Source organism: Bradyrhizobium sp. 199 (assembly GCF_023073355.1).
Taxonomy (GTDB): domain Bacteria; phylum Pseudomonadota; class Alphaproteobacteria; order Rhizobiales; family Xanthobacteraceae; genus Bradyrhizobium.
The window spans coordinates 57,848-78,006 of record NZ_JADPJI010000009.1 but is presented as its reverse complement, the minus strand read 5'-3'; the positions used below and the strand labels follow the sequence as shown (position 1 = coordinate 78,006).

Annotated in this window: 20 protein-coding genes, 1 tRNA gene and 1 pseudogene; 9 read left to right on the top strand and 13 right to left on the bottom strand. The window is 64.3% G+C overall.

Annotated features, from left to right (window positions below):
* Positions 1 to 154 precede the first annotated feature (154 nt).
* The 3 genes and pseudogenes from IVB28_RS27085 to IVB28_RS27075 all read right to left on the bottom strand — a co-directional run bounded on the left by IVB28_RS27085 (position 155) and on the right by IVB28_RS27075 (position 3,360).
* Positions 155 to 1,121 (bottom strand): annotated as a pseudogene (locus IVB28_RS27085) (tripartite tricarboxylate transporter substrate binding protein).
* Between the two features lie 22 nt (positions 1,122 to 1,143).
* Positions 1,144 to 1,926 carry a histidinol-phosphatase gene (hisN, locus tag IVB28_RS27080; protein ID WP_247530260.1) on the bottom strand — a complete coding sequence of 261 codons (783 nt, stop codon included), beginning with the start codon at positions 1,924 to 1,926 and terminating at the stop codon, positions 1,144 to 1,146.
* Between the two features lie 543 nt (positions 1,927 to 2,469).
* Complete coding sequence (locus IVB28_RS27075; RefSeq protein ID WP_247530259.1) at positions 2,470 to 3,360, bottom strand: N-formylglutamate amidohydrolase; 891 nt, start codon at positions 3,358 to 3,360, stop codon at positions 2,470 to 2,472.
* 331 nt (positions 3,361 to 3,691) lie between these two features.
* On the opposite strand from IVB28_RS27075, the gene IVB28_RS27070 reads away from it, so the two are divergent.
* From IVB28_RS27070 to IVB28_RS27060, 3 genes are all read left to right on the top strand, one after another.
* Positions 3,692 to 4,051: a response regulator gene (locus IVB28_RS27070; RefSeq protein WP_007597092.1), complete on the top strand. Its 360-nt coding sequence runs from the start codon at positions 3,692 to 3,694 to the stop codon at positions 4,049 to 4,051.
* A gap of 75 nt (positions 4,052 to 4,126) precedes the next feature.
* Positions 4,127 to 4,201 (top strand) — tRNA-Val (locus tag IVB28_RS27065).
* 315 nt (positions 4,202 to 4,516) lie between these two features.
* On the top strand, positions 4,517 to 5,626 hold the full coding sequence (locus IVB28_RS27060) for an ABC transporter substrate-binding protein (RefSeq protein ID WP_247530258.1): 1,110 nt from the start codon (positions 4,517 to 4,519) through the stop codon (positions 5,624 to 5,626).
* Positions 5,627 to 5,703: 77 nt separating this feature from the next.
* Here the strand turns inward: IVB28_RS27060 and IVB28_RS27055 are convergent, their stop codons facing one another.
* Positions 5,704 to 6,171 carry an NUDIX hydrolase gene (locus IVB28_RS27055; RefSeq protein WP_247530257.1) on the bottom strand — a complete coding sequence of 156 codons (468 nt, stop codon included), beginning with the start codon at positions 6,169 to 6,171 and terminating at the stop codon, positions 5,704 to 5,706.
* A gap of 201 nt (positions 6,172 to 6,372) precedes the next feature.
* Here IVB28_RS27055 and IVB28_RS27050 point away from each other — a divergent pair, with 201 nt between their 5' ends.
* Complete coding sequence (locus tag IVB28_RS27050; protein ID WP_247530256.1) at positions 6,373 to 6,795, top strand: RidA family protein; 423 nt, start codon at positions 6,373 to 6,375, stop codon at positions 6,793 to 6,795.
* A 9-nt stretch (positions 6,796 to 6,804) separates the two neighbouring features.
* On the opposite strand, the gene IVB28_RS27045 is transcribed toward IVB28_RS27050, so the two are convergent.
* The 4 genes from IVB28_RS27045 to IVB28_RS27030 form a co-directional block, all read right to left on the bottom strand.
* Positions 6,805 to 7,896 carry an enolase C-terminal domain-like protein gene (locus IVB28_RS27045; RefSeq protein WP_247530255.1) on the bottom strand — a complete coding sequence of 364 codons (1,092 nt, stop codon included), beginning with the start codon at positions 7,894 to 7,896 and terminating at the stop codon, positions 6,805 to 6,807.
* A gap of 452 nt (positions 7,897 to 8,348) precedes the next feature.
* On the bottom strand, positions 8,349 to 9,278 hold the full coding sequence (locus tag IVB28_RS27040; RefSeq protein WP_346730771.1) for a carboxylesterase family protein: 930 nt from the start codon (positions 9,276 to 9,278) through the stop codon (positions 8,349 to 8,351).
* A gap of 136 nt (positions 9,279 to 9,414) precedes the next feature.
* Positions 9,415 to 9,909 carry a hypothetical protein gene (locus IVB28_RS27035; protein ID WP_247530252.1) on the bottom strand — a complete coding sequence of 165 codons (495 nt, stop codon included), beginning with the start codon at positions 9,907 to 9,909 and terminating at the stop codon, positions 9,415 to 9,417.
* 221 nt (positions 9,910 to 10,130) lie between these two features.
* Positions 10,131 to 10,700 carry an alpha-ketoglutarate-dependent dioxygenase AlkB gene (locus IVB28_RS27030; protein WP_247530251.1) on the bottom strand — a complete coding sequence of 190 codons (570 nt, stop codon included), beginning with the start codon at positions 10,698 to 10,700 and terminating at the stop codon, positions 10,131 to 10,133.
* A 79-nt stretch (positions 10,701 to 10,779) separates the two neighbouring features.
* On the opposite strand from IVB28_RS27030, the gene IVB28_RS27025 reads away from it, so the two are divergent.
* Positions 10,780 to 10,920: a hypothetical protein gene (locus IVB28_RS27025; RefSeq protein WP_164718835.1), complete on the top strand. Its 141-nt coding sequence runs from the start codon at positions 10,780 to 10,782 to the stop codon at positions 10,918 to 10,920.
* Positions 10,921 to 11,001: 81 nt separating this feature from the next.
* Here IVB28_RS27025 and IVB28_RS27020 read toward each other — a convergent pair whose 3' ends face one another.
* The 3 genes from IVB28_RS27020 to IVB28_RS27010 are packed head-to-tail and all read right to left on the bottom strand — an operon-like array spanning position 11,002 to position 14,806.
* Positions 11,002 to 12,588 (bottom strand): ATP-binding protein, encoded by a 1,587-nt coding sequence (locus IVB28_RS27020; RefSeq protein WP_247530250.1) that lies wholly within the window; start codon positions 12,586 to 12,588, stop codon positions 11,002 to 11,004.
* Entirely contained in the window at positions 12,585 to 13,289 is a 705-nt protein-coding gene (locus IVB28_RS27015) for a response regulator transcription factor (protein WP_247530249.1), read from the bottom strand. Before IVB28_RS27015 ends, IVB28_RS27020 begins: the two co-directional genes overlap by 4 nt.
* Positions 13,290 to 13,309: 20 nt before the next feature.
* Positions 13,310 to 14,806 carry a DUF4173 domain-containing protein gene (locus IVB28_RS27010; protein WP_247530248.1) on the bottom strand — a complete coding sequence of 499 codons (1,497 nt, stop codon included), beginning with the start codon at positions 14,804 to 14,806 and terminating at the stop codon, positions 13,310 to 13,312.
* A 188-nt stretch (positions 14,807 to 14,994) separates the two neighbouring features.
* Here IVB28_RS27010 and IVB28_RS27005 point away from each other — a divergent pair, with 188 nt between their 5' ends.
* Positions 14,995 to 16,371 (top strand): glycoside hydrolase family 3 N-terminal domain-containing protein, encoded by a 1,377-nt coding sequence (locus IVB28_RS27005; RefSeq protein WP_247530247.1) that lies wholly within the window; start codon positions 14,995 to 14,997, stop codon positions 16,369 to 16,371.
* Between the two features lie 28 nt (positions 16,372 to 16,399).
* Here the strand turns inward: IVB28_RS27005 and hydA are convergent, their stop codons facing one another.
* Both hydA and IVB28_RS26995 read right to left on the bottom strand, forming a co-directional pair.
* Positions 16,400 to 17,854: a dihydropyrimidinase gene (gene hydA, locus IVB28_RS27000; RefSeq protein ID WP_247530246.1), complete on the bottom strand. Its 1,455-nt coding sequence runs from the start codon at positions 17,852 to 17,854 to the stop codon at positions 16,400 to 16,402.
* A gap of 75 nt (positions 17,855 to 17,929) precedes the next feature.
* The gene (locus IVB28_RS26995) at positions 17,930 to 18,544 is read right to left on the bottom strand and encodes a TetR/AcrR family transcriptional regulator (RefSeq protein WP_247530396.1); all 615 of its coding nucleotides are present in this window, start codon (positions 18,542 to 18,544) and stop codon (positions 17,930 to 17,932) included.
* A 104-nt stretch (positions 18,545 to 18,648) separates the two neighbouring features.
* Here IVB28_RS26995 and IVB28_RS26990 point away from each other — a divergent pair, with 104 nt between their 5' ends.
* From IVB28_RS26990 to IVB28_RS26980, 3 genes are all read left to right on the top strand, one after another.
* A complete protein-coding gene (locus IVB28_RS26990; RefSeq protein WP_247530245.1) occupies positions 18,649 to 19,344 on the top strand; it encodes a PspA/IM30 family protein in 696 nt (231 codons plus the stop codon).
* A gap of 39 nt (positions 19,345 to 19,383) precedes the next feature.
* On the top strand, positions 19,384 to 19,659 hold the full coding sequence (locus tag IVB28_RS26985) for a YiaA/YiaB family inner membrane protein (protein ID WP_063197515.1): 276 nt from the start codon (positions 19,384 to 19,386) through the stop codon (positions 19,657 to 19,659).
* 177 nt (positions 19,660 to 19,836) lie between these two features.
* Positions 19,837 to 20,043: a hypothetical protein gene (locus IVB28_RS26980; RefSeq protein WP_247530244.1), complete on the top strand. Its 207-nt coding sequence runs from the start codon at positions 19,837 to 19,839 to the stop codon at positions 20,041 to 20,043.
* Positions 20,044 to 20,159 lie beyond the last annotated feature (116 nt).

Here is a 20,159-nt window from a genome sequence, read left to right as displayed (position 1 = left end):
CATGCAGGCCGCCGAAGGGCAGGCGCGGCTTCGAGAAGCTGGTTTGGTCACCTCTCTAGCGGCGTGCATAGGCGGCTGTCGAAGCGCAGAGGCTCGTCATGAAACGGCGGCGGCTATGAGCAAATAACGGGGTAGCGCTGGGGGAACATCGGCCCTACTTCGCCGTCTCGATCCCGGCGTCCTTGATCACCTTCGCCCATTTCGCGGTCTCGTCCGTGATGAACTGGCGAAAATGCTCCGGCTCGTCGCCAACAAGCGTTGCGCCTTGCGCGGCGAGCTTTTCCTTCACCGCGGGATCCGCCATCGCCTTTGTTGCCAGGCCATGCAGCGCGGTGACGATCTCCTTCGACGTGCCCTTCGGCGCGACCATGCCGTACCAGTTCTCGATGTGGAGGCCGGTAAATCCCGCTTCTGCGGTGGTCGGCACATCAGGTGCGGTCGGGGCCCGCGCGGCGGAGCCGATTGCGATCGGCCGTAGCGCGCCCGCCTTGACCTGCGGCAGCAGCACCGGAAAGATCGAGGAACGTCATCTGGACCTGTTGGCCCAGTAGATCGTTCACGGCCGGCGCGGCACCGCGATAGGGCACATGCACGATGTCGATCTTGGCCGTCTGCTTGAACAATTCACCAGCCAGATGCGGCAGGCTGCCGGGGCCGGATGAGGCGAAGTTGAGCTTGCCGGGCTGCGCCTTGGCCAGTGCAATCAGCTCGCCGATGTCCTTTGCGGGCACGTTGGTGGCGACCACAAGCATTTCCGGCACGGTCGCAACCAGGGTCACCGGCGTGAGATCGGTCAGCGTGTCATAGGCGACTTTCTCCATGCTCGGACTGATGGCGAGGGCGCCGGCGCTGGAGATTGCGATGGTGTAGCCGTCAGGCGGGGCCTTGGAGACAGCGTCGGTGCCGAGCACGCCGCCCTGGCCGCCGCGGTTGTCGATCAGCACCGGCTGGCCCGACAGCTCCGACATGCGCTGGCCGATCACACGCGCGATGATGTCGTTCGGACCGCCGGCCGGGAACGGCACGATCAGCTTGATCGGTTTCGCGGGAAAATTCTGCGCCGCCACCGCTGACGGCAGCAGCAGGAACAAACCAAGAAGAAGCCTGCGTGAGATAGTCATGAAAGCCTCCCGCTCGCGTTTGTTATTGGTTGAGCAGCCTCAAGGCTTCTTCGTGGACCCTGGCGTCGCCGGCCGCGATGATGCGACCGCCGCCCTGGGCCGGCTTGCCCTCCCAAGTGGTGACGACGCCGCCGGCGCCGGTCACGATCGGAATCAGCGCGGCGATATCATAAGGCTTCAGCTCGGTCTCGACCACGAGATCGACATGGCCCGCCGCCAGCATGCAATAGGAGTAGCAGTCGCCGCCATAGCGCGACAGCCGCGCGCCCTGCTCGATGCGGCCGAAGATGGCGCGGTCACGCTCGTTCATCAGCAAGGGGCTGGTGGTGTAGGTCGTGGCCCCCGAAAGCGAGGCACAGCGGCGGACCTGGAGCCGACGCTCGCCGGAGGGGCCCTTGTAATTGGCCGAGCCGTTGTCGCCGGAGAAGCGCTCGCCGATGAAGGGCTGATGCATCATGCCGAACACCGGCGCGCCCTTGTGCAGCAGTGCGATCAGGGTGCCCCAGATCGGAAAGCCGCCGATGAAGGATTTGGTGCCGTCGATGGGATCGAGCACCCAGACATAGTCGGCGTCCTCGCGCTCGTTGCCGAATTCCTCGCCGACGATGCCGTGCTGGGGGAAGTTGGCCTTGATCAGCCGCCGCATCACCGCCTCGCCGGCGCGGTCGGCCTCCGTCACGGGGTCGAAATCCCTGGTCTTGCTCTTGTCGTCGATCGACAGGGAGGTGCGGAAGAACGGCAGGATGGTTTCGCCGGAGGCGGTGGCGAGCCGTCCGATGAAGGCGGAGAAGTCGATCACCGTCACGGGCTAAATCCTCAAAGCGAAAGTCGGGTGAAGCTCGCCTCCTGCCTAGCTCAATTCAGCAGGATCTTGCAGCGCTGTCTTGATTTTGCTCCCTGGTATTTTGAATGCCGCGGCCGCCCTGCCGTATGTCGGTCATCTTCTGGCCAAATATCGATCACGGCGTTGAAAACTTAGTTCCGACCGTGCTTCGTTCGTACGCAAACACCTATCAACCCATTGAATTTCTTTATCAAAGAAGCTGAATCTGGGTTTCCGTGGAAGCAACTGAGCCATGTGCGTATTGCATGGGAAACGGCCCAAAAGCCCTTGCACTTTGTGCGTCGCGGCCGCATATTGTTGCGGTGCGGTAGCGCTCTGCGTTACCGCTGCCCTCCTTGGGCGTTTCCTCCCTAGACTTGGGCCGCTTGCGTCATTCGCGAGCGGCCCTTTTTTCTTGCGGCCTTGTTTCTGCGAACCTGGCTTTCAGTTCAGCGCGCGCAAATTGGCGAAGCGAAGATAGTTCGCGCCGACCGCAGACCACACGATCTTACAAAAAACCGGCGCCTATTCCGCCGCGGCCTGGAACGGGCCGAGGTCGCCGAACGGAATCGTGGTCGCCAGCACGTCGGCGAGAACGCCGAAGTCGGTCGCCACTTGCGCAAAGCGTGGACTGCGCTCGCGCCGCCGCTCGTCCATATAGATCGCGCGATTGAGCTCGAGCTGCACCGCGTGCAGGCCGCTGGCTGGATTGCCGTAATGCTCGGTGATGAAGCCGCCGGCATAGGGCTTGTTGCGGCCGATCGAATAGCCGAGGCCGGCCATGGTCTCCTCGACCCGGTCGGGCAGCAGCGGCGTGCAGCTCGTCCCGTAGCGGTCGCCGATCACGACATCGGGCCGGCGCGGCTCGTCGCGGGACACGCCGACCGAGGGCATCGAATGGCAGTCGACCAGCACCACGGTGCCGAACATCTGGTGCACCTTGTTGATCAGTCGGCGCAGCGCCCGGTGATAGGGCTTGTACAGCGTCTCGATCCGCCCCAGCGCATCATCGACCAGAATGCGGTCGCGGTAGATCTCCTGGCCGTCGCCGACCACGCGCGGAATGGTGCCGAGGCCGCCAGCGACCCGCATCGAGCGGGTATTGGCAAAGCTCGGCAGCCGTCCGCTGAACATGCGGGGATCGAGCTCATAGGGCTCGCGATTGACGTCGACATAGGAGCGGGGAAAATTGACCTTGACGGTCGGAAAGCCGCGCTCGCTCAAGTGGCCGATCAACTCGTCCATGAACGAATCTTCGGACCGCCGCAGCGTCGGCAGGTCGATTCTTGAAGCCGCCAAAAATTCGTCCGGGTAGGTCGAGCCGGAATGGGGCGAGTTGAAGATGACGGGCGCGCGCCATTGCGCGGGCTCCACGATCTCGAAGGCTGGCGACACCTCGCCGTCAAACCGGGTCATCTTCTCAGGCTTCGTCCCTTCGCGCCGGCATCTGGCAGGGTCCAGACCGCATTGATTCGGCCGATCGAGCGGCTCTTATGTTGTCGTCATTGTCCGGAATCGCAACCATTCTGCCAAGCGAAAAGATGTGATAGCTGGTTGGAACACGTCTTAACCGTGCGGGCAGGGAAACGGGGATGAGCCGCGGCGGCTCGATTGCTTCGAGCTCCATTACAGTTCACAAGGAACGGGCAGCGTCGCCGCCTCAGGGTAAAGATTTTCACCCCAAATTTACCCTCTGTCGGGCTTAGTGACCTCTGCTGATATCCTCTGGGGATGCGACGATCCTGCCATGCCAAAAATCCTGCTCGCCGAAGACGACAACGACATGCGCCGTTTCCTGGTCAAGGCGCTGGAAAACGCCGGTTTTCAGGTCTCGTCCCATGACAATGGCATGGCCGCCTATCAGCGGCTGCGGGAAGAGCCGTTCGAGATGCTGCTGACCGACATCGTGATGCCGGAGATGGACGGCATCGAGCTCGCCCGCCGGGCTTCGGAACTCGACCCCGACATCAAGATCATGTTCATCACGGGCTTCGCCGCGGTGGCCCTGAACTCGGATTCGGACGCCCCCAAGAACGCCAAGGTGCTGTCCAAGCCCGTGCATCTGCGCGAATTGGTCAGCGAAGTGAACAAGATGCTGGCGGCCTGAATCGGCCCCGTTCCGTCCTTGCGCCGGCTTCCCTGAGCCGTTATAGGGACCCCACCCGACACCAGTGGACGACTAGGGCACGTAGCTCAGCGGGAGAGCACTACCTTGACATGGTAGGGGTCACAGGTTCGATCCCTGTCGTGCCCACCACGCTTCGCCTTCGGCTTCGCGTGGCACAGCCTGGAAATTGTGGCGAAGCGTGTCCGTCGTAGCTCGAAGAGCGTAGACGTGGGGCGTCTTGTTCCACTCTCGTCTGACGCGAGATGGCGCGACTTTGTCGGTCCAGGATAGTCGAGCGGCATCCCGCGCATTCAACCGAAGGCGATCCTCCCCGAGATTGGGCTTGTCCCTAGCGGTAGGGACAGACTTTCTCCCGGGCCAGAGCGACATTGCTTTGGTGAAGATAATACCAGGGAGGACATCATGATCCGGCGCTGCCTCGCCGCCTTGTGCGTTTGCACTGCAATGGTTCTCGCCATCCCCCGCGCAAATGCCGATATCAGGGTGGGCATCGTGGTCTCTGCTTCAGGGCCGGGCTCGGCGCTCGGGCAGCCGCAGATGCGGACGGTTGCTGCCCTTCCCAAGGAGATCGGCGGCGAGAAGATCGTCTATATCGCCCTCGATGATGAATCGGATTCGACCAAGGGCATTCAGAACGCGCGGCGGCTCGTCATTCAGGACGGTGTCGACGTCCTCATCGGCTCCTCGCTGACGCCGGTGACCATGCCGATGCTCGACGTCGCCTGGGAGGCCAAGACGCCGATCATCTCGCTCGCCGCGGCGACGGCCATCGTCCAACCGATGGACGAGCGGCGCAAATGGGCCTTCAAGGTCGTTCCCAACGACGATTTGATGGCCCTCGCGATCCTCAAGCATATCGCGAAGTCGGGCGCGAAGACGCTCGGCTATATCGGCGTCTCCGATGGATATGGCGAGGGCTATTACAAGGAAGTGAGCAGGCTTGCTCCCACTCTCGGCCTGACCCTGACCACGCACGAAGTCTATGCGCGCGCCGACACCAGCGTGACCGGACAGGCTCTCAAGGTGATGGCGACAAATCCGGACGCTGTCTTCATCGCCTCGGCGGGCACGCCGGCGGTCCTGCCGCAGCAGGCGCTTCGCGAGCGAGGCTATTCCGGCAAGATCTACCAGACCCACGGTGTCGCCACCGAAGAATTCATCAAGCTCGGCGGCGCCAGCGTCGAAGGCGCCGTCTTCACCGGCGAGGCGTTCACGATCGCGGACGATTTGCCGGCCGACGATCCGTTCCGCAAGGTCCGAGACCAATTGCTGTCCGCCTACGAGAAGGCGAACGGGCAGAAGCCGAACATCTTCGCAGCGCACCTGTGGGATTCGATGGCGCTCCTTCAGACGGCGATACCAACCGCATTGAAGACCGCGAAACCCGGTACGGGAGAGTTTCGGGCCGCCCTTCGTGACGAGCTCGAGCGCGTCAAGGAGGTGTATCTCAACAACGGCCTGTCCACGATGAGCGCAACCGATCACAATGGATATGACGAGCGCTCGGCATTCTTGATCAAGGTGGAAGGAGGCCGCTTCCGACTGGCGAAGTAGCTGCCAAGCAGCAGGCTTGGCACTATGACGTGGAGTTGAAGCCGGCGTCATCGCGGCCAGCAAAGCAGGTGCGCCGCTTACACAGCGCCGTCTCGTGCCCCTAGCAGCAAGCCCTTCAGCCCGCTTGGAAACAGGCTCGGCGCGCCCTCCACGTCGAGATCTGCGAGGTCGAACCAGCGCGCCACGATCTGCTCCCCGTTATCCTCCCTGAAGTCGATGCGGTCCTGATCGCGGAACGCGGCCTTGGGAAATTCGACCTCGGAGATGAACATCACCTCGTGCCCGATCGCGCCCTCGTGCAAGAAGATGTTCTCCAGCATCAACGGCTCGCCCTTGAGCGTGACGTCAATGCCGAGCTCTTCGTTGAATTCACGCATGAGCGCAGCCCGCCAGCTCTCGCCGAATTCGATCTCGCCGCCGAGCGGACGCACGCCCTTGATCCGCCCCGCATCGTCGCGAACCTCGGCCGCAAGCAGCCGGCCGTCGCGCCAGTGCAGGCCGATCGCGACGACGCGGATGTGGGGATGAGGGAGCCATGCGGTCATGGGGCATCGTTATCGCGCTCGCCACCGCTACGCAACGCCTGGAAGCGAAGCCTTGCCGGGGCGGATCCGCAGCGCCTTCGGCATGCAAGAGCTTGGCAGCCTTGATCCATGATTTGTGGCCTGCCATTGTCCCCTCGTCCCCACGGCGACGATGCCGGTGCATCGTTTTGCCGGAATGTGAAGAGAAGGCGGGCCATCTAAATGAGCAGCGTGAACAAGCCCGGCGGCAACTACCTGCCGGTTATCATCCATGGTGGAGTTGCGTATGTCAGCGGCCAGTTGCCGCGTCGCGGCGAAGACCTGCTATATGCGGGCAAGGTCGGCGCTGGCGTCGATATGGCGGCCGCGCAAGAGGCCGCCGCCCTCTGTGCCGATCTCTGCATTGCCGCCATCAATCATGCCACAGGCGGGAAGGACCGGATCGTCCAGGTCCTGCAGGTCGTTGGATACGTCGCTTCAGGGCCTGGATTTACGCAGCAGTCGCAAGTCATGAACGGGGCCTCCGACCGGCTGATCGAACGCCTTGGTGATCGCGGCCGTCACACGCGTACGTCTGTCGGTGTCGCCGAGCTGCCGCGGGGGGCGCCGGTCGAATTGAATATGATCGCCGCCGTCCGGTCGTAGCAGGTCGGCTCATTCGACGAGATATTTGGCGACCGCCGCCTCGTCCCACGCGATGCCGTTGCCGGGCTCCTCGCTCGGCAACGCAAAGCCGTCCTTGACCGTCAGCCGCGTTGCCAGCACCGCGTCGGCCCAGTCGACATATTCCAGCCAATGCGCGGTTGGCGTCACGCACAGCAGATGCGCGCTCACCTCCGAGAACAGATGCGAGGACATCTCGATGCCGGCGGCATGCGCGAGCGAAGCGGCACGGAGCCAGCCGGTGACGCCGCCGATGCGCTGGACATCAGGCATCACGTAGTCGCAGGCCTCTGCCGAGAGCGCGGCCTGCATGGAGAAGGCGCTGTCAAAATTCTCCCCGATCTGGATCGGCGTGCTCAGCGCGTCCGCGATGCGGGCGCTGCCCTCATAGTCGTCGTGGCGGATCGGCTCCTCGATCCAGCTCAAGCCCTCGTCGTCGAGCATCTCCCCGCGGCGAATGGCCTCGGTCACCGTCAGCGCCTGATTGTAGTCGCACATCAGCGTCACCTGATCGCCGACAGCTTTTCGTACCGCGCGGACGACGGCGAGATCCTCCCGCGCATCGGGCCGGCCGACGCGGATCTTGGCGGCGTGAAACCCTTCTGCAAGCAGCTTGTGGGCTTCGTCCACCGCGGCACCCGCCGGCATGATGCCGAGCCCCTTCGAATTGTAGGTGCGCACCGGCTTCGGCGCGCCGCCGAGCAGGCGAGCCAGCGGCAGGCCCTTGCTGCGCGCCAGCGCATCCCAGGCCGCCATGTCGATGCCGGATTGCGCCAGCCGCTGCAGGCCGGCGAGGCCCAGCAGGGTGAAGCGCTGGGTCAGCTTGCGCTCGATCTCGAAAGGCAGCAGCTCGTCTCCGGCGAGCAGCTCTGACATTTCAGTGACCATCGCCGTCAGCGGCTTCAAGGCCGACGGCGTGATCGAGAACAGATAGGCGTGCCCGACGGCGCCGTGGTCCGTCTCGCAGTCGATCAGCACCAGCGGCGCCCTGGCAACCGCGCCGGTCGAGGTCTGGAGCGGCAAGTTCATCGGCACAATCACGGGCCGAGCGTTGAAGCGTTGGATGCGGATGGTATCGGTCATTTGGAGGATCTCCCGGCGGAGTGCAGGTCAATGCCGATCTTAAACAATCGCCGTGAAACGAACAGATCCCTGCCGCCACTCCTCCACGTCGTCGGCCGGGCATGTATAATCCCGAGTAGATATTCCTGGTCGCGACCACGATCGCGAAAGCCGTCGCCGGCAAAAATCCGCCGAGCCAGGCCGCGCTCATGTGGTAGGGGAACGACATGGCGGTATAGCGAATGCGCGACGGGAACATTTCCAGCAACGACGTCGTGGTCGGGGCGAACGTGATGGTCCCGAAGCTGAGCAGACGGATAGGAGGGAGGCGACTCGATTTATGAGGCACTTGCGATGAACCGCAGTGTGGCTGCGTGCTCCGCTGCGCTCCCTCGCCCCTTGCGGGTGTTCAGACCGGGGAGAGGGGTGGCCCACTCAATGGTGTGAGTGGTCGATAACGGAGCAGCGCCTCGCTACGGCAGCCCCCGCGCCTCGAGCTGATGCACCAGCAGCAGCGTCGGCTCGGCGAGGCTGTCGCCGGAGCCGTCGAGGCCGAAGGCGCTGGCGATACCGTCGCGGCTGCGGAGCAGTGCGCTGCGCGGACAATGGCCGGCGCCGCACAGCGTCTTCTTCAGGGTCTCGCCCTGCGCCACGATGCCGGCGGAATCGTCCGCCGCCCAGGCCAGCACGATCGGCACGTCGACATTGAGAATGCCGGGGAAGACCGAGCGCTTGTTGTACTGGCTGGGGTCGGTGCCGAGATAGGCCTTCTCGCTGTCGCTGGCGTCCTTGCCAGCGCGGTAAATGCCGGACACCAGCACCACGGCGGCGACATCGGCGCGATCGGTCTGGAATTCGGGATGCGCCAGCAGGGTGGCGACATGGAAGGCGCCGGCGCCGTAGCCGACCGCGACGATCTCGCGGGCATCGCCGTTGAACAGGTCGATATTGCCGTGAACCCAGGACAGTGCCGCCGCCACGTCGGTCGCCCCCATCGGCCAAGCCGCCGACGGCGCCAGGCGATAGTTGACGCGCACCCCGATCATGTCGTTGCGCGCAGCAAAGCACATCGCCTGGTCCTGGATCTGGCGCGATAGCTCCGGCGCGGCGCGGTCGCCGGTGAAAGTGTCGCCGGCGACGAATAGCAGCACCGGCCGCGGCGTATCCGCCTTGGTCGCGCTGGCGGCGACATCGAGCACATTGGCTTCGCTCTCGGCGTAGCGCAGGCCCCGCGAGAACGTAACCTGCTCGCACAGCCGCGCAGTGCCGCCGGCGGTGGTGTCGCTGTCGGTGAGGCCCACTCGGACAAGATCGGACCGCGCCCTCGGCAGCATCGGCAATGGACCGTGTGCGGAGGCTGCCGTCACGCCCAGAACTAGACAAAATGCGAGGAAACTCTTCATGACGATGTCGGCCCTGCGTGCCCGATATGGCCTCGCGCGTTTGGCCCGTCTTTTCAATTCGCCTTATTAGTTAGTTGGTCATGAGGCGATTTCACGGCACCCTTGGTCCTCTCCCGGCTCGTCCTTCACGCGTGCTTCAATTCCCCGGCTGGAACGTGCAATCCGCCCCGGTGCCGTCTTTCCGCCTGATGGCATTGGGATCGATCGTGCAGCTCAGGTTGGTCAGGCTCTCGAAATTCGATCCCGCTGCGCCGTGGGGCGCAATGCCGGCCAGTGCTTCGGTGGCGAAGATCTCGTTGGCCGTGGAGCCGTTCACCGTCCTGATCTTCTTACCGAACGTGACCTCGCAGTTCCGCACGGTGATGTCGACATTGCCGGCGCGGCAGACGATTCTATCGGCGGTCACCACGATCGGCTTCTTGTAGGGAATGTCGCTGTTGGCGGCGAACAGCATCGCCATTGCCTTCTTTTCGGCGCCGGACAAGACAGACGACAGCGGCGCGATCACCCCTGCGAGCGCCAGCGCCGTCGAGCCCGAAACTTTTGTGGGCGTGGCGCCAGAAGCGGCGGCGACATGATGGACGTTGGCGACGAGGAGAGCGCAGGTAAGAATCGAACGGCTGGCTTTCATCCTTGCCTCCCTGGACCTGCAACCTCGGCGTCCGGGATGCATGGAACCAACCTAGCACGCCACGGGGCATCGGAAGGCAAGTTCGCAAACGGCGCGGCTGTTGCACAATGCGGCCATTTTGTCCCGTTGAGTCAAGCTGTTGGCGGGTGACCCAGCCTTGGGCCGGCAACGGCGTTCTACTGTGCATGGGGTTGTTTTCGCAGTTTTATTTGGACAGCCGGTCAGGCCCGCTTCATCGTCCGGAAGGTGATGGAGTAACGGCGCGCCTCGACCGGCGGGATGCTGTGCTCCCATTCCGAGCGCGCCTCGCCCTCCATCATGTAAAGCGAGCGTGGCAGAGCCTCGAGCGTGTGGCGCTGCCATTTGTCGCCGCTCCGGCGGCGGAAGCGGAACTTGCACGCTGCGCCGAGTGACAGGCCGAGGACTTTGTCGAAATGCGGCTTGTCGCGGTGCCACCCGATGCCAACGCCGACCTCGTATTCGGTGCAGAGCACCTGGCGGACGCCCGCCTCCGGCAGCCCCGCCCATTGCTCGACCTGACGCGCGACGGGCGCCATCCAGTCCGGGATCGGCTCCGCCTCGGCCAGCCGCTGCAGCGAATAGTCGTAGCGGTAGCCGAACGAGGCGACCCGGCGGTTACCCTCGAACGCCCCGAACTGGAAGCGCTGGAGCGGCAGTGCTGCGATGCGGCCGATCAATTCCTGCTCGAGGGCGGGATCGATAAAATTGTCCGCGTGGCGAAGCCCGGCGGGGACCGCTTGCGGTCCGGCGAACAAACCTAGCTGTGTCATTCCTCGCACGTCCGTGATGGAACCTATTGGCGGCTGATGCGACTTACATATGACGCGGGGAGAAACGTGCGAGGCTGTCATGGCACAGAAGCATACCGCCGATCCGGCAGAGATCATGCGGGCGACCGGTCATCCCGAGCTGGAATATGCCGCCGGCTGGACCATCGCCGGCCTGGTCACCATCGGCACCATCGTTGCCGCCTGGGTGTTTGCGATCTAGGCATGATCCGGAAAAGTGCGAAGCGGTTTTCCGAATGGATCATGCCCACAGGAAACTGGGGGGCGATGACCTCATCGCGCCTCAGGCTACAGGGAATTGGAGTTCGAAGGCGGCGCCCGCCTCGGTCGGCTTGAGCCTGATCGAGCCGCCATGGCTCGCCATCACCGCACGCACAATCGCAAGCCCCATCCCGGTCCCGCCCTGATCGCGGCGGGTGGTAAAGAACGCATCAAAAATCCGGTCGCGGTTCGGCGCTGAGATCGGCTCGCCGTCATTGCTGACCGTGAGACGCACGGTCGTGCGCTCGAAGGCCGCCTCCAGCCTGATTGTCCCAGCGTTGTGCCGCATCGCATTGTCGGCGAGATGCGACAGCACGATCAGCGCCTTTTCGCCGGACATGCCGATGGGGCGGTCGAGGCTGCCGCTGGCCGAGATATCGCTTGCGGGAAACAGGCTCCTCAGGTCGGCGATCACGGGTGCGAGCTCAGTGCGCTCGTTCTGCGGCAGGCTTTCGGCACGGGCCAGTTCGCGCAGCCGCTGCGCCATCGCCTCCAGCCGCTGCGTGTCCGACAGGATGTTGGCGATGAAGGTGTTCTGCTCGGCCGGCGTCAGGCCCTCGGATTTGCCTTGAACCGAATCCTGCAACAGCTCGGCCGCACCCTTGATCGAGGTCAGCGGCGATTTCAGCTCGTGGGTGAGGTGGGCCGAGAACGTCGCGATATAGTCGGAGCGCCGCGCCAACTGCTCGGCCATGCCGAGGAAGCTGTGCGAGAGCTGGGCGAACTCGCGCGTGCCATAGTGCCGGAGCGGCTTAAATGCCTCGCGGTCGCCGCGGCCGATTCGAGTCGCGCGCTCGATCAGCTCGCGCATCGGCAGGGTGATGGTGCGGGAGAACACGAGGCCGATCGCCATCGTGCCGAGGATGACGGCGAGGCCGGCCAGCACGAACTTGGCCCGCTCCTGGTACAGATGATCGAAAATATTGCTCGGCGTCCGCGTGGTGTAGATCACCCCCGCGACGCGGTTGTTGACGATGACTGGCATCGCCGAGAACACGTGCACGCCGAGGCCGCGGCTGAAGGAGTAGATCGGCGGCGGCGGCTTGTCCGGCACGCGGTTGCGCAAGGTGGCGCGGTATTGCCCATGCAGCGCATCCGCGACTTCCTCGATATGGGCGAGCGATTGCCCGACCTCCTGCCGCCCGGCAACGACGACGCCTTGCGGATCGAGGATGCGAAAGCCTGCCAGCGTCACCTTCTGGGTCTCGCGGATGATCGGCGTCAGTTTTGCGCCGATCTCGACATAGGCAGGCTGCGCGGGCCGGGGAGCGGCTTGCGCATCGGGACGCCGCCGCAGCAGGTCGTTGGCGGTGAGATCGAGCGCGGGCCGGATCGGGGTGACCTGATCGCCGGGGTCGGGCAACACGCCCGGCGGCACCTCGGCGCCGAGCGTGAGGCCGCTGTCGAGCCTCGTCGTGACCTCCTGTGCATAGATCGTCGCCAGCACGCGGCTTTGCGCGATCAGTTCGGCCTGGGTCTGGCGAATGAGCTGGTTGTCGTAGAGGCGGAAGAAGAACAGGCCGACCAGCGGCAGCACGCCGACGGTTGTTAGCACCGTGAAGATCACGAGGCCAAGCGACGGCCGCCATTTGTCCGGCGCTGCGCTCATGCCTCTTTCTCGCAACGGCCAAGCTTGAAGCCGACGCCGTGGATGGTCTCGATCACGTTCTCGCAATTTTCCGCCGCCAGCTTGGCGCGGATGTTGCGGATGTGGCTGTCGATGGTGCGGTCGGAGACCTGGATATTGAGCTGATAGGCCGCCCGCATCAGTTGCTCGCGATTGAACACCGAGGTCGGCCGGGTCAGGAACGCGCGCAAAATGCCGAACTCGATCGCGGTCAGTTTCAGCGGCGTGCCGGCAAAGGAGGCGACATGCTGCTCGGGATCGATCAGGAGCCCGCCCTGGGCAAGCGCGGTAGGACCAGCCTTGATCTCGCCATTGCGCGGACCGAGCCGGCGCAGGATGACATTGACCCGCGCCACCAGCTCGCGCGGGCTGAACGGCTTTGTCACGTAATCGTCGCCGCCGATCTCGAGGCCGAGGATGCGGTCGATTTCCTCGTCGCGCGCCGACAGGAACAGGATCGGCACGTCCGAGGTCTTGCGAATCTCGCGGCAGACGTCGAGGCCGTCGAATTCAGGCATGCCGATGTCGAGCACGATCAGGTCGGGCTTGTCGGCGGCAGCGCGGCTAAGCGCCTCCCTGCCGTCGCGCGCCTCGATCACGTCCATGCCCGCCTTCTTCAGGGCGACCCGGGTGACCTCGCGGATGTGGCCTTCGTCGTCGACGATGAGAATGCGATGCGCCAAGAAACTCTCCGCTGCCCTCGTCAGCCCGCCGATTGGCTCGTCGCCTGCGTATCCAGCCTGTGCCGGAGGCGCCAGTTGCGAAAACCCCAGCTTCGCCAGGCCAAGTCCTGACGCTGCTGTTCTACAAGGCGGTCGCGGCGCGACACAAGGCAGCTCTCAGGGTTGCCGGGCCGCAGCATGATCGCCTTGTCGATGGCGGGCAGCGCCTGCGGGCCGAGCGTCAGGAGATAGTTCATGTCGATCTGCACGCCTTTGCCCGAAGCTTCCTTGCTGTGCGCCACATTGTAGTCAGCAATGAAGGCATCGAAGTTCACGAGCGAGCAGGCATAGAGCACGATCGCGGGTGCGATCAGATTGACGCCGACCAGCCATTGGTTGGACCGGTTGAGGACGATGCGGGCCACGATCAGGATCAGTCCGAGCGCCACCAGCCCCATCCAGATGAAGGCTGCGATGCGCCAATAGGTCAGCATGTAGATATCGACATAGAGATCGAGACGAAGGATGGAGGAGGCGACCAGCAGCACGTTCTGCCCGACCCACACATAGACCAGCGGGCGGATTACCTTTGACTTCTCGGCCGGCCCGCCCGGGCGCATCGTCACCAGTACGAAGACTGCGGCGAGCAGCGCGGTGGCGATCAGCGGATAGGCGCCACGATGGGCGTAGGCGGCGTAGGTCAAATTGTCGGGCAGCGCCAAATGCCCCCAGAGATAGATGCCGTCAAGAATCGACTGCGCCGCGAACAGCAGATTGAACAGGATCAGCGAGCGCAGGATGGTAGAGGGGCCCACAAACTCCGGTGAGACGAGGGGCGTGGGCGGGGGCGGCTCTACGGCGTCGGCTTCGGTGGCGACGATAATCTTCCTGCGCCGCCAGCGCACATGGATGAAGGGCCAGACCAGCGCGAGCATCATGGCCCAGAACAGCACGCGCGGGATGCTGACATATTCGAAGATGAGCTTTGGATTGAGCAGGGACACCCATTGCTCGATGACCGGATTGGCCGCCGCGAACAGCGCGATGAATACGGTGCTCAGTGTTGCCGGCAGCAGCCACAGCGCGAAGCCGCGGGTGAACGCCGAGGCGTTCAACGCCTGGGGCGCATCGAGGAAGAACCTGAAGGGTCCAAGCAGGACGAAGTTGCGCAGCGCACGGACGCGGTCGGCGAGCCCGGTCGTTTCCGCGTTGGTCACGAGCAGCAGCGCAATCGCCAGCGACGCAGCAAGGACCAGGAACGAGAGCGTGTTGAGCTCCTCGATAGCAGGCACCAGACCGGTGACGAGAATGGCCGAGCCGATCAGAGCGCGGCGCGAGTCCAGTGCCGCATGATTGAAGAGTGCCGACACGCCAGCGAGCGCGATCGTAAAGAGCGACAGGGATAGCCCGATCCGCTGCCCGTAGAACAGCCAGTCGGCGAATGCGGCCAGCGCCAGCGCGAGGCCGACCTTGGCCGCTATCGAGGAATGACCCATCGGTTTGATTTCCTCTACGATCGTCGTAGCCAGGCTCGTCATATCCGGAAGACCTTTCGTGATGGTGACATCACGGACTTTGAACGGTGCTTGTGCAGAAGCCGGGATCAACGTCAGCACGGTTTCAGGAGTTTTTTGCAGATTTCGTGCAGGCGCGCGTTTGCCTCTCGCAGAGCGCGATTCGCTTTGATAGGTGCGAAGCAGTCGCCACTCCCAACACGTGATGCATCATGCAATTGCTCCGCCGTACCGGCCTCATTCTGCTCTGGCTAGCCGCGCCTGTGGTCGCGTTCGCGGCCGCAAACAAGAGCGATCCTTATCTGGTGGCGTTGCGCGGCGCCGGAAACATCGCGCTTGTCGTCGCAAGCATCGCGATCGTCTTGCTCCTGCTGCACAGACGGCGTTGGCGCACCATGGCGGGCAAGCTGCTTGTCATGCTCTGGTGCCTGCCGCCGGTCCTGATGTCTGCGGCGCATCTGAAGTTCGAGCTGCGCAAGAACGATGTCCTCGGCGTCAGTGCGGCAGAAGCGCGTCGGCTCGGGCCGCACTTCATGGTCGGCTATTCCTCGTTTCCCGAGGTCGCGCGCCTTGCCGAGCAGGGCCTGATCGGCGGCGTCTATGTCACCCGGCACAACATCCGGGGACGGACGATCGAGGCGCTGCGTGCCGAGATCGCGTCGCTCCAAGATATCAGGCGTGCCGCTGGCCTGCCACCGCTGGTGGTCGCCGCGGACCAAGAGGGCGGCATTGTCGGTCATCTCGCGCCGCCACTGACGAAAGTGCCGGCGCTGGCGACGCTGGCCGGACTCGCTCCCGACGACCAGCAGGCCAAAGCCGAGGAGTTCGGCCGCATCCATGGCCGCGAGCTCGCGGACCTCGGCGTCAACCTCAATCTCGCCCCTGTGCTCGACCTCAAGCCGCCGGCGCGGCGTAACCGGCTCGACTTCCACACGCTGATCGGCCAGCGCGCGATCGCGACCGATCCGGCCGTCGTCAGCACGATTGCGAGCGCCTATGTGCGCGGGCTGGAGCAGTCAGGCGTCGGTGCCACGCTCAAGCATTTTCCGGGCATCGGCCGGGTGCATGCCGACACACATCATTTCAGCGCCAAGCTCGACACGCCGGTGAAGGAGCTGGAGGAATCCGACTGGCTCCCGTTCCGCGACGTGCTATCGCATTCGCACAGCGCGCTCATGGTCGGCCATGTCACGCTCACCGCCGTCGATCCCGATCACGCCGCATCGCATTCGAAACGAGTCGTCGAGGGCGTCATCCGCGAGACATGGGGTTACCAGGGCGTGGTGATGACGGACGACCTCGTGATGGGCGCGATCTACCAGAACGACGTCTGCAAGGCGGTGGTCGAGGCGATCAATGCCGGGGTCGATCTGCTGCTGGTCGCCTATGACGGCGCGCAGTTCTACCGCGTCTTCGCCTGCGCCCTGGACGGGGCGCGGCAGGGCAAGCTCGACGCAGCGATGCTACGCGCAAGCGCGGCGCGGCTTGAGCGGGGTTTCTCGATCGAGCAGGCGCGCGCGGCCTCGCGCCGGTCGGTGCCGCCGAGAACGGTCGGCCTGGCGCGAACCGACGGTAGCGGCCGGTGGTGAAAGCCGAAATGGTGAGCCGTGAGAGTCGCTACGGCGTCACCGCGTAGCGTTCGACCGCGCGCGGGGCGGTCAGCTCCTTCCAGGTGGAGTTGGCGATATGCACCGGTGAAAACGCGGGTCGTTCGATGTAGCGACCGTCGCCGGCCTTGGCGCGCAGATCACCATCCTGCCAGACGGTACGGCCACGGGACACCGTCGCAGCCGGGCCGCCCGTGCAAGAAAAGCCCTCGAAGACGTTGTAGTCGATCCGGCTCATCTGCCGTTTGGCGCTGATGGTCCTGGTCGCCTTGGGATCCCACACCACGATGTCGGCATCCGAGCCGACGGCGACGGCGCCCTTGCGGGGATAGATGTTGAGGATGCGGGCGATGTTCGCCGAGGTCACCGCGACGAATTCTTCCTTGGTGAGCCGTCCCGTGGCGACGCCCGCGGTCCACAGCAGCGCGAGGCGGTCTTCGAGGCCGCCGGTGCCGTTCGGGATCTTCCTGAAGTCGCCGAGGCCGAATCGCTTCTGCGGGGTGGTGAAGGCGCAATGGTCGGTCGCGACCACCTGGAGCGAGCCGGATTGCAGGCCGGCCCACAGACTGTCCTGATGGGACTTGTCGCGGAACGGCGGTGACATCACGCGCTGGGCGGAATGATCCCAGTCCTTGCTCCGGTACTCGCCGGCATCGAGCAGCAGATGCTGGATCAGCGGCTCGCCATAGACGCGCTTTCCGGCCGCGCGCGCCCGCGCGATTGCTTCATGCGCCTCGCGGCAGCTGGTGTGCACGATGTAGACCGGCGTGCCCGTCATGTCCGCGATCATGATGGCTCGGTTGGTGGCTTCGCCCTCGACCTCTGGTGGTCGCGAATAAGCGTGCCCCTCGGGGCCCGTGACGCCGCGCGCGATCAGCGCCTCCTGCATCAAGGCGACCACGTCGCCGTTCTCGGCGTGTACCACCGGCATGGCGCCGAGATGGGCGCAGCGGGCGAACGAGTTGTAGAGCTCGTCGTCGTTCACCATCAGCGCGCCCTTGTAGGCCATGAAATGTTTGAAGGTGTTGATGCCGTAGGTTTTGACCACGGTTTCCATCTCGTCATGGATCTGCTTCGACCACGATGTCACCGCCATGTGGAAGCCGTAGTCGGAGGCCGCCTTCTCGGATTTGTGCCGCCATTCCTGGTAGGCCGCGAGCATCGACTGGCCGGGATCGGGCAGGCAGAAATCCACCACCATGGTGGTGCCGCCGGTCAGCGCCGCCTTCGTTCCCGATTCGAAATCGTCGGCTGTCACGGTGCCCATGAACGGCATTTCGAGATGGGTGTGCGGATCGATCCCGCCCGGGATGATGTAGGCGCCGCCAGCGTCGATAATCTCGGCACCCGTGGGCGCATCGAGCGATGCTCCGATTGCCACGATGGTCTCGCCATCGATCAGCACGTCCGCACGGCGCGAATGATCATGATTGACGACGGTGCCGCCGCGGATGAGGAGGGGCATGGGAGGCTCCGAAAGAGATGACGGGACGCCGCGAAGCTAAGCGTGCCGCACGCGATGGGACAGGCGAAATTTTAGTCAGGCGCCGCCTCCGTGCGCGGCCAGTCCGTCGATCATCGCTCGCACGAGGCGAGCGATTTCTTCGCGCAGCGCCGGCAGCGGTACGGCAACCAGCTTCTGCTCCAGTCCCAGCGCCACCATGCCATGCACCGCCGAGAACAGGCTGCGCGCCGTGATGCCGAGCTCCTCGGGGCTGCGCTTCGGAAATAGTGTGGCCAACGGCTGGTAGATGTGGCGGAACAGTTGCATCTGGTCTTCGACGGACCAGTCGGGGACGATCTTGTCGGCCTCCATGCGGTGCTCGAACAACGCGCGCCAGAGCTGGAGATTTTCCGCAGCGAAATCGCAATAGGCGAGGGCGACGCGGACCAGCGTCTGTTGCGGCATTGCCTCGCCCCTGGGGACCGCGGCGCTGAGGGCCTGGTCGAGCCGGTGCAGCGTGCGCGAGCCCACGCGCAGGATCAGCTCGTCCATGTCGGCCACGAGATTGTAGACCGCGCCATTGGCGCAGCCGATCTCGCGGGCGAGATCGCGGGTTTTCAGGCCGGATAATCCACGGTCCGCTATCATCCGCTCCGCTGCCAGAAATAAATCGGACCGGAGTTTCTCCCGACGTTTCAAGGCCTTGAACATAATCCAGCCGAACTCTTGAGCGGTGCTCAGTTTGTTTATTGAACGATGTTCAAGTTTACTGCTACAAAGCATTTGTGAGCAACGCTCATAACAGGGAGAAACAGATGTTCAAGACAGTCGTGACGCTTTTCCGCGGCAGCGTAGCCGCCGCAGGGGAAGAGCTGGAAGACCGGACGGCCCTTCTGATCCTCGACCAGCAGATGCGCGATGCGGCTGCCGCCGTCGAGCGCAGCAAGCGAACGCTGGCCTTGGCGATCGCGCAGGATCAGCAGGAAGGCCGCAAGCTCGAGGCGACGCTCGCGCGGATCGCCGATCTCGAGACGCGCGCGGTTGCGGCGCTCGACGGCGGCCGCGAGGATCTCGCCAGGGACGCCGCCGAAGCCATCGCAGGCCTGGAGGCCGACCGCGATGCGGCGCTGACGGCACGCGCGTTGTTCGCGACCGAGATCATCAGGTTGAAGCGGCACGTCGCAACGGCGCAGGCCCGCATCACCGAGCTCGATCGGGGCCGCCGCATCGCCCGTGCCTCGGAGGCGGTGCGCTCGCTTCGCCGCAGCGGCATCGAGGCAGCGCGGCCTTACGAATCCACGCTGCCGGAGGCGGAGAGCACCCTGAGGCGTCTGCGCGATCGGCAGATGGAGGCCCAGGCTGCCGACGATGCGCTGGTCGAGCTCGATGCGGCCACAGGCCCCCTCGCCACCGCCGAGAGACTCGCCGAGCAGGGCTTTGGCCCGCGGCTGAAGACGACTGCGGACGACGTGTTGACGCGGTTGAAGTCCAACCGCACGCCGACCACCTGATCCCAAACCCCTCATCATTCGAGCCAACAGGAGACCACCATGAACCAGAACGGCCAACCCCACAGCAGCGCCTGGGTGACCTTCACTTACGCGTCCTTTGCAGCGTCCGCATTCCTCGTCGCCATCGGCGTCTTCTTCCTGCCGATCGACTTCTGGATGAAGGGCTATCTCACCATGGGCATCGTCATGCTGATCCAGACCTGCATCACCCTGACCAAGACCGTGCGCGACAATCACGAGAGCAGCCGGCTGGTGAACCGCATCGAGGACGCCAAGGCCGAGCGGCTGCTGATGGAGGTGTCCAAGGCCGCTTGAAAAACGCCTTGAGCCGATCCGACGAGAAGCAAGAGGGCCGCGGAGCAACACACGCCGCGGCTCTCGCCTCCGCAACCATCCGGAATGACACCTCGATGGTCGCGATCCGTATCACGCATTGTGCTTCGGCCGCAGGTGGGATATGGCTCTCGCGCTTTTCAGAGGCGGAGACGAGCTTTGTCGAAACAATCGCTGCGCGAGGAGGCCGAGCGCCTGATCCGCGAATCGATGGAAAAGAAGACCATCGTCGTCAAGCAGGGCGCGACCCGCGTCGAGGCCGTCTGCGGCAAGTGCGGCGCGCCGAACCGGGTCCAGGCGGAGAAAGGCCAAACCCGGGTCAAGTTCGCTTGCAAGAACTGCGGACACCAGCAGGAGACGCTCTAATCCCTCATCCTCAGGAGCCCGCTGAAGGCGGGCGTCTCGAAGGATGCAGGCCCCACTCGGGCCTTCATGGTTCGACACGCGCGCAAGGGCGCGCTCCTCACCATGAGGGTCTAATC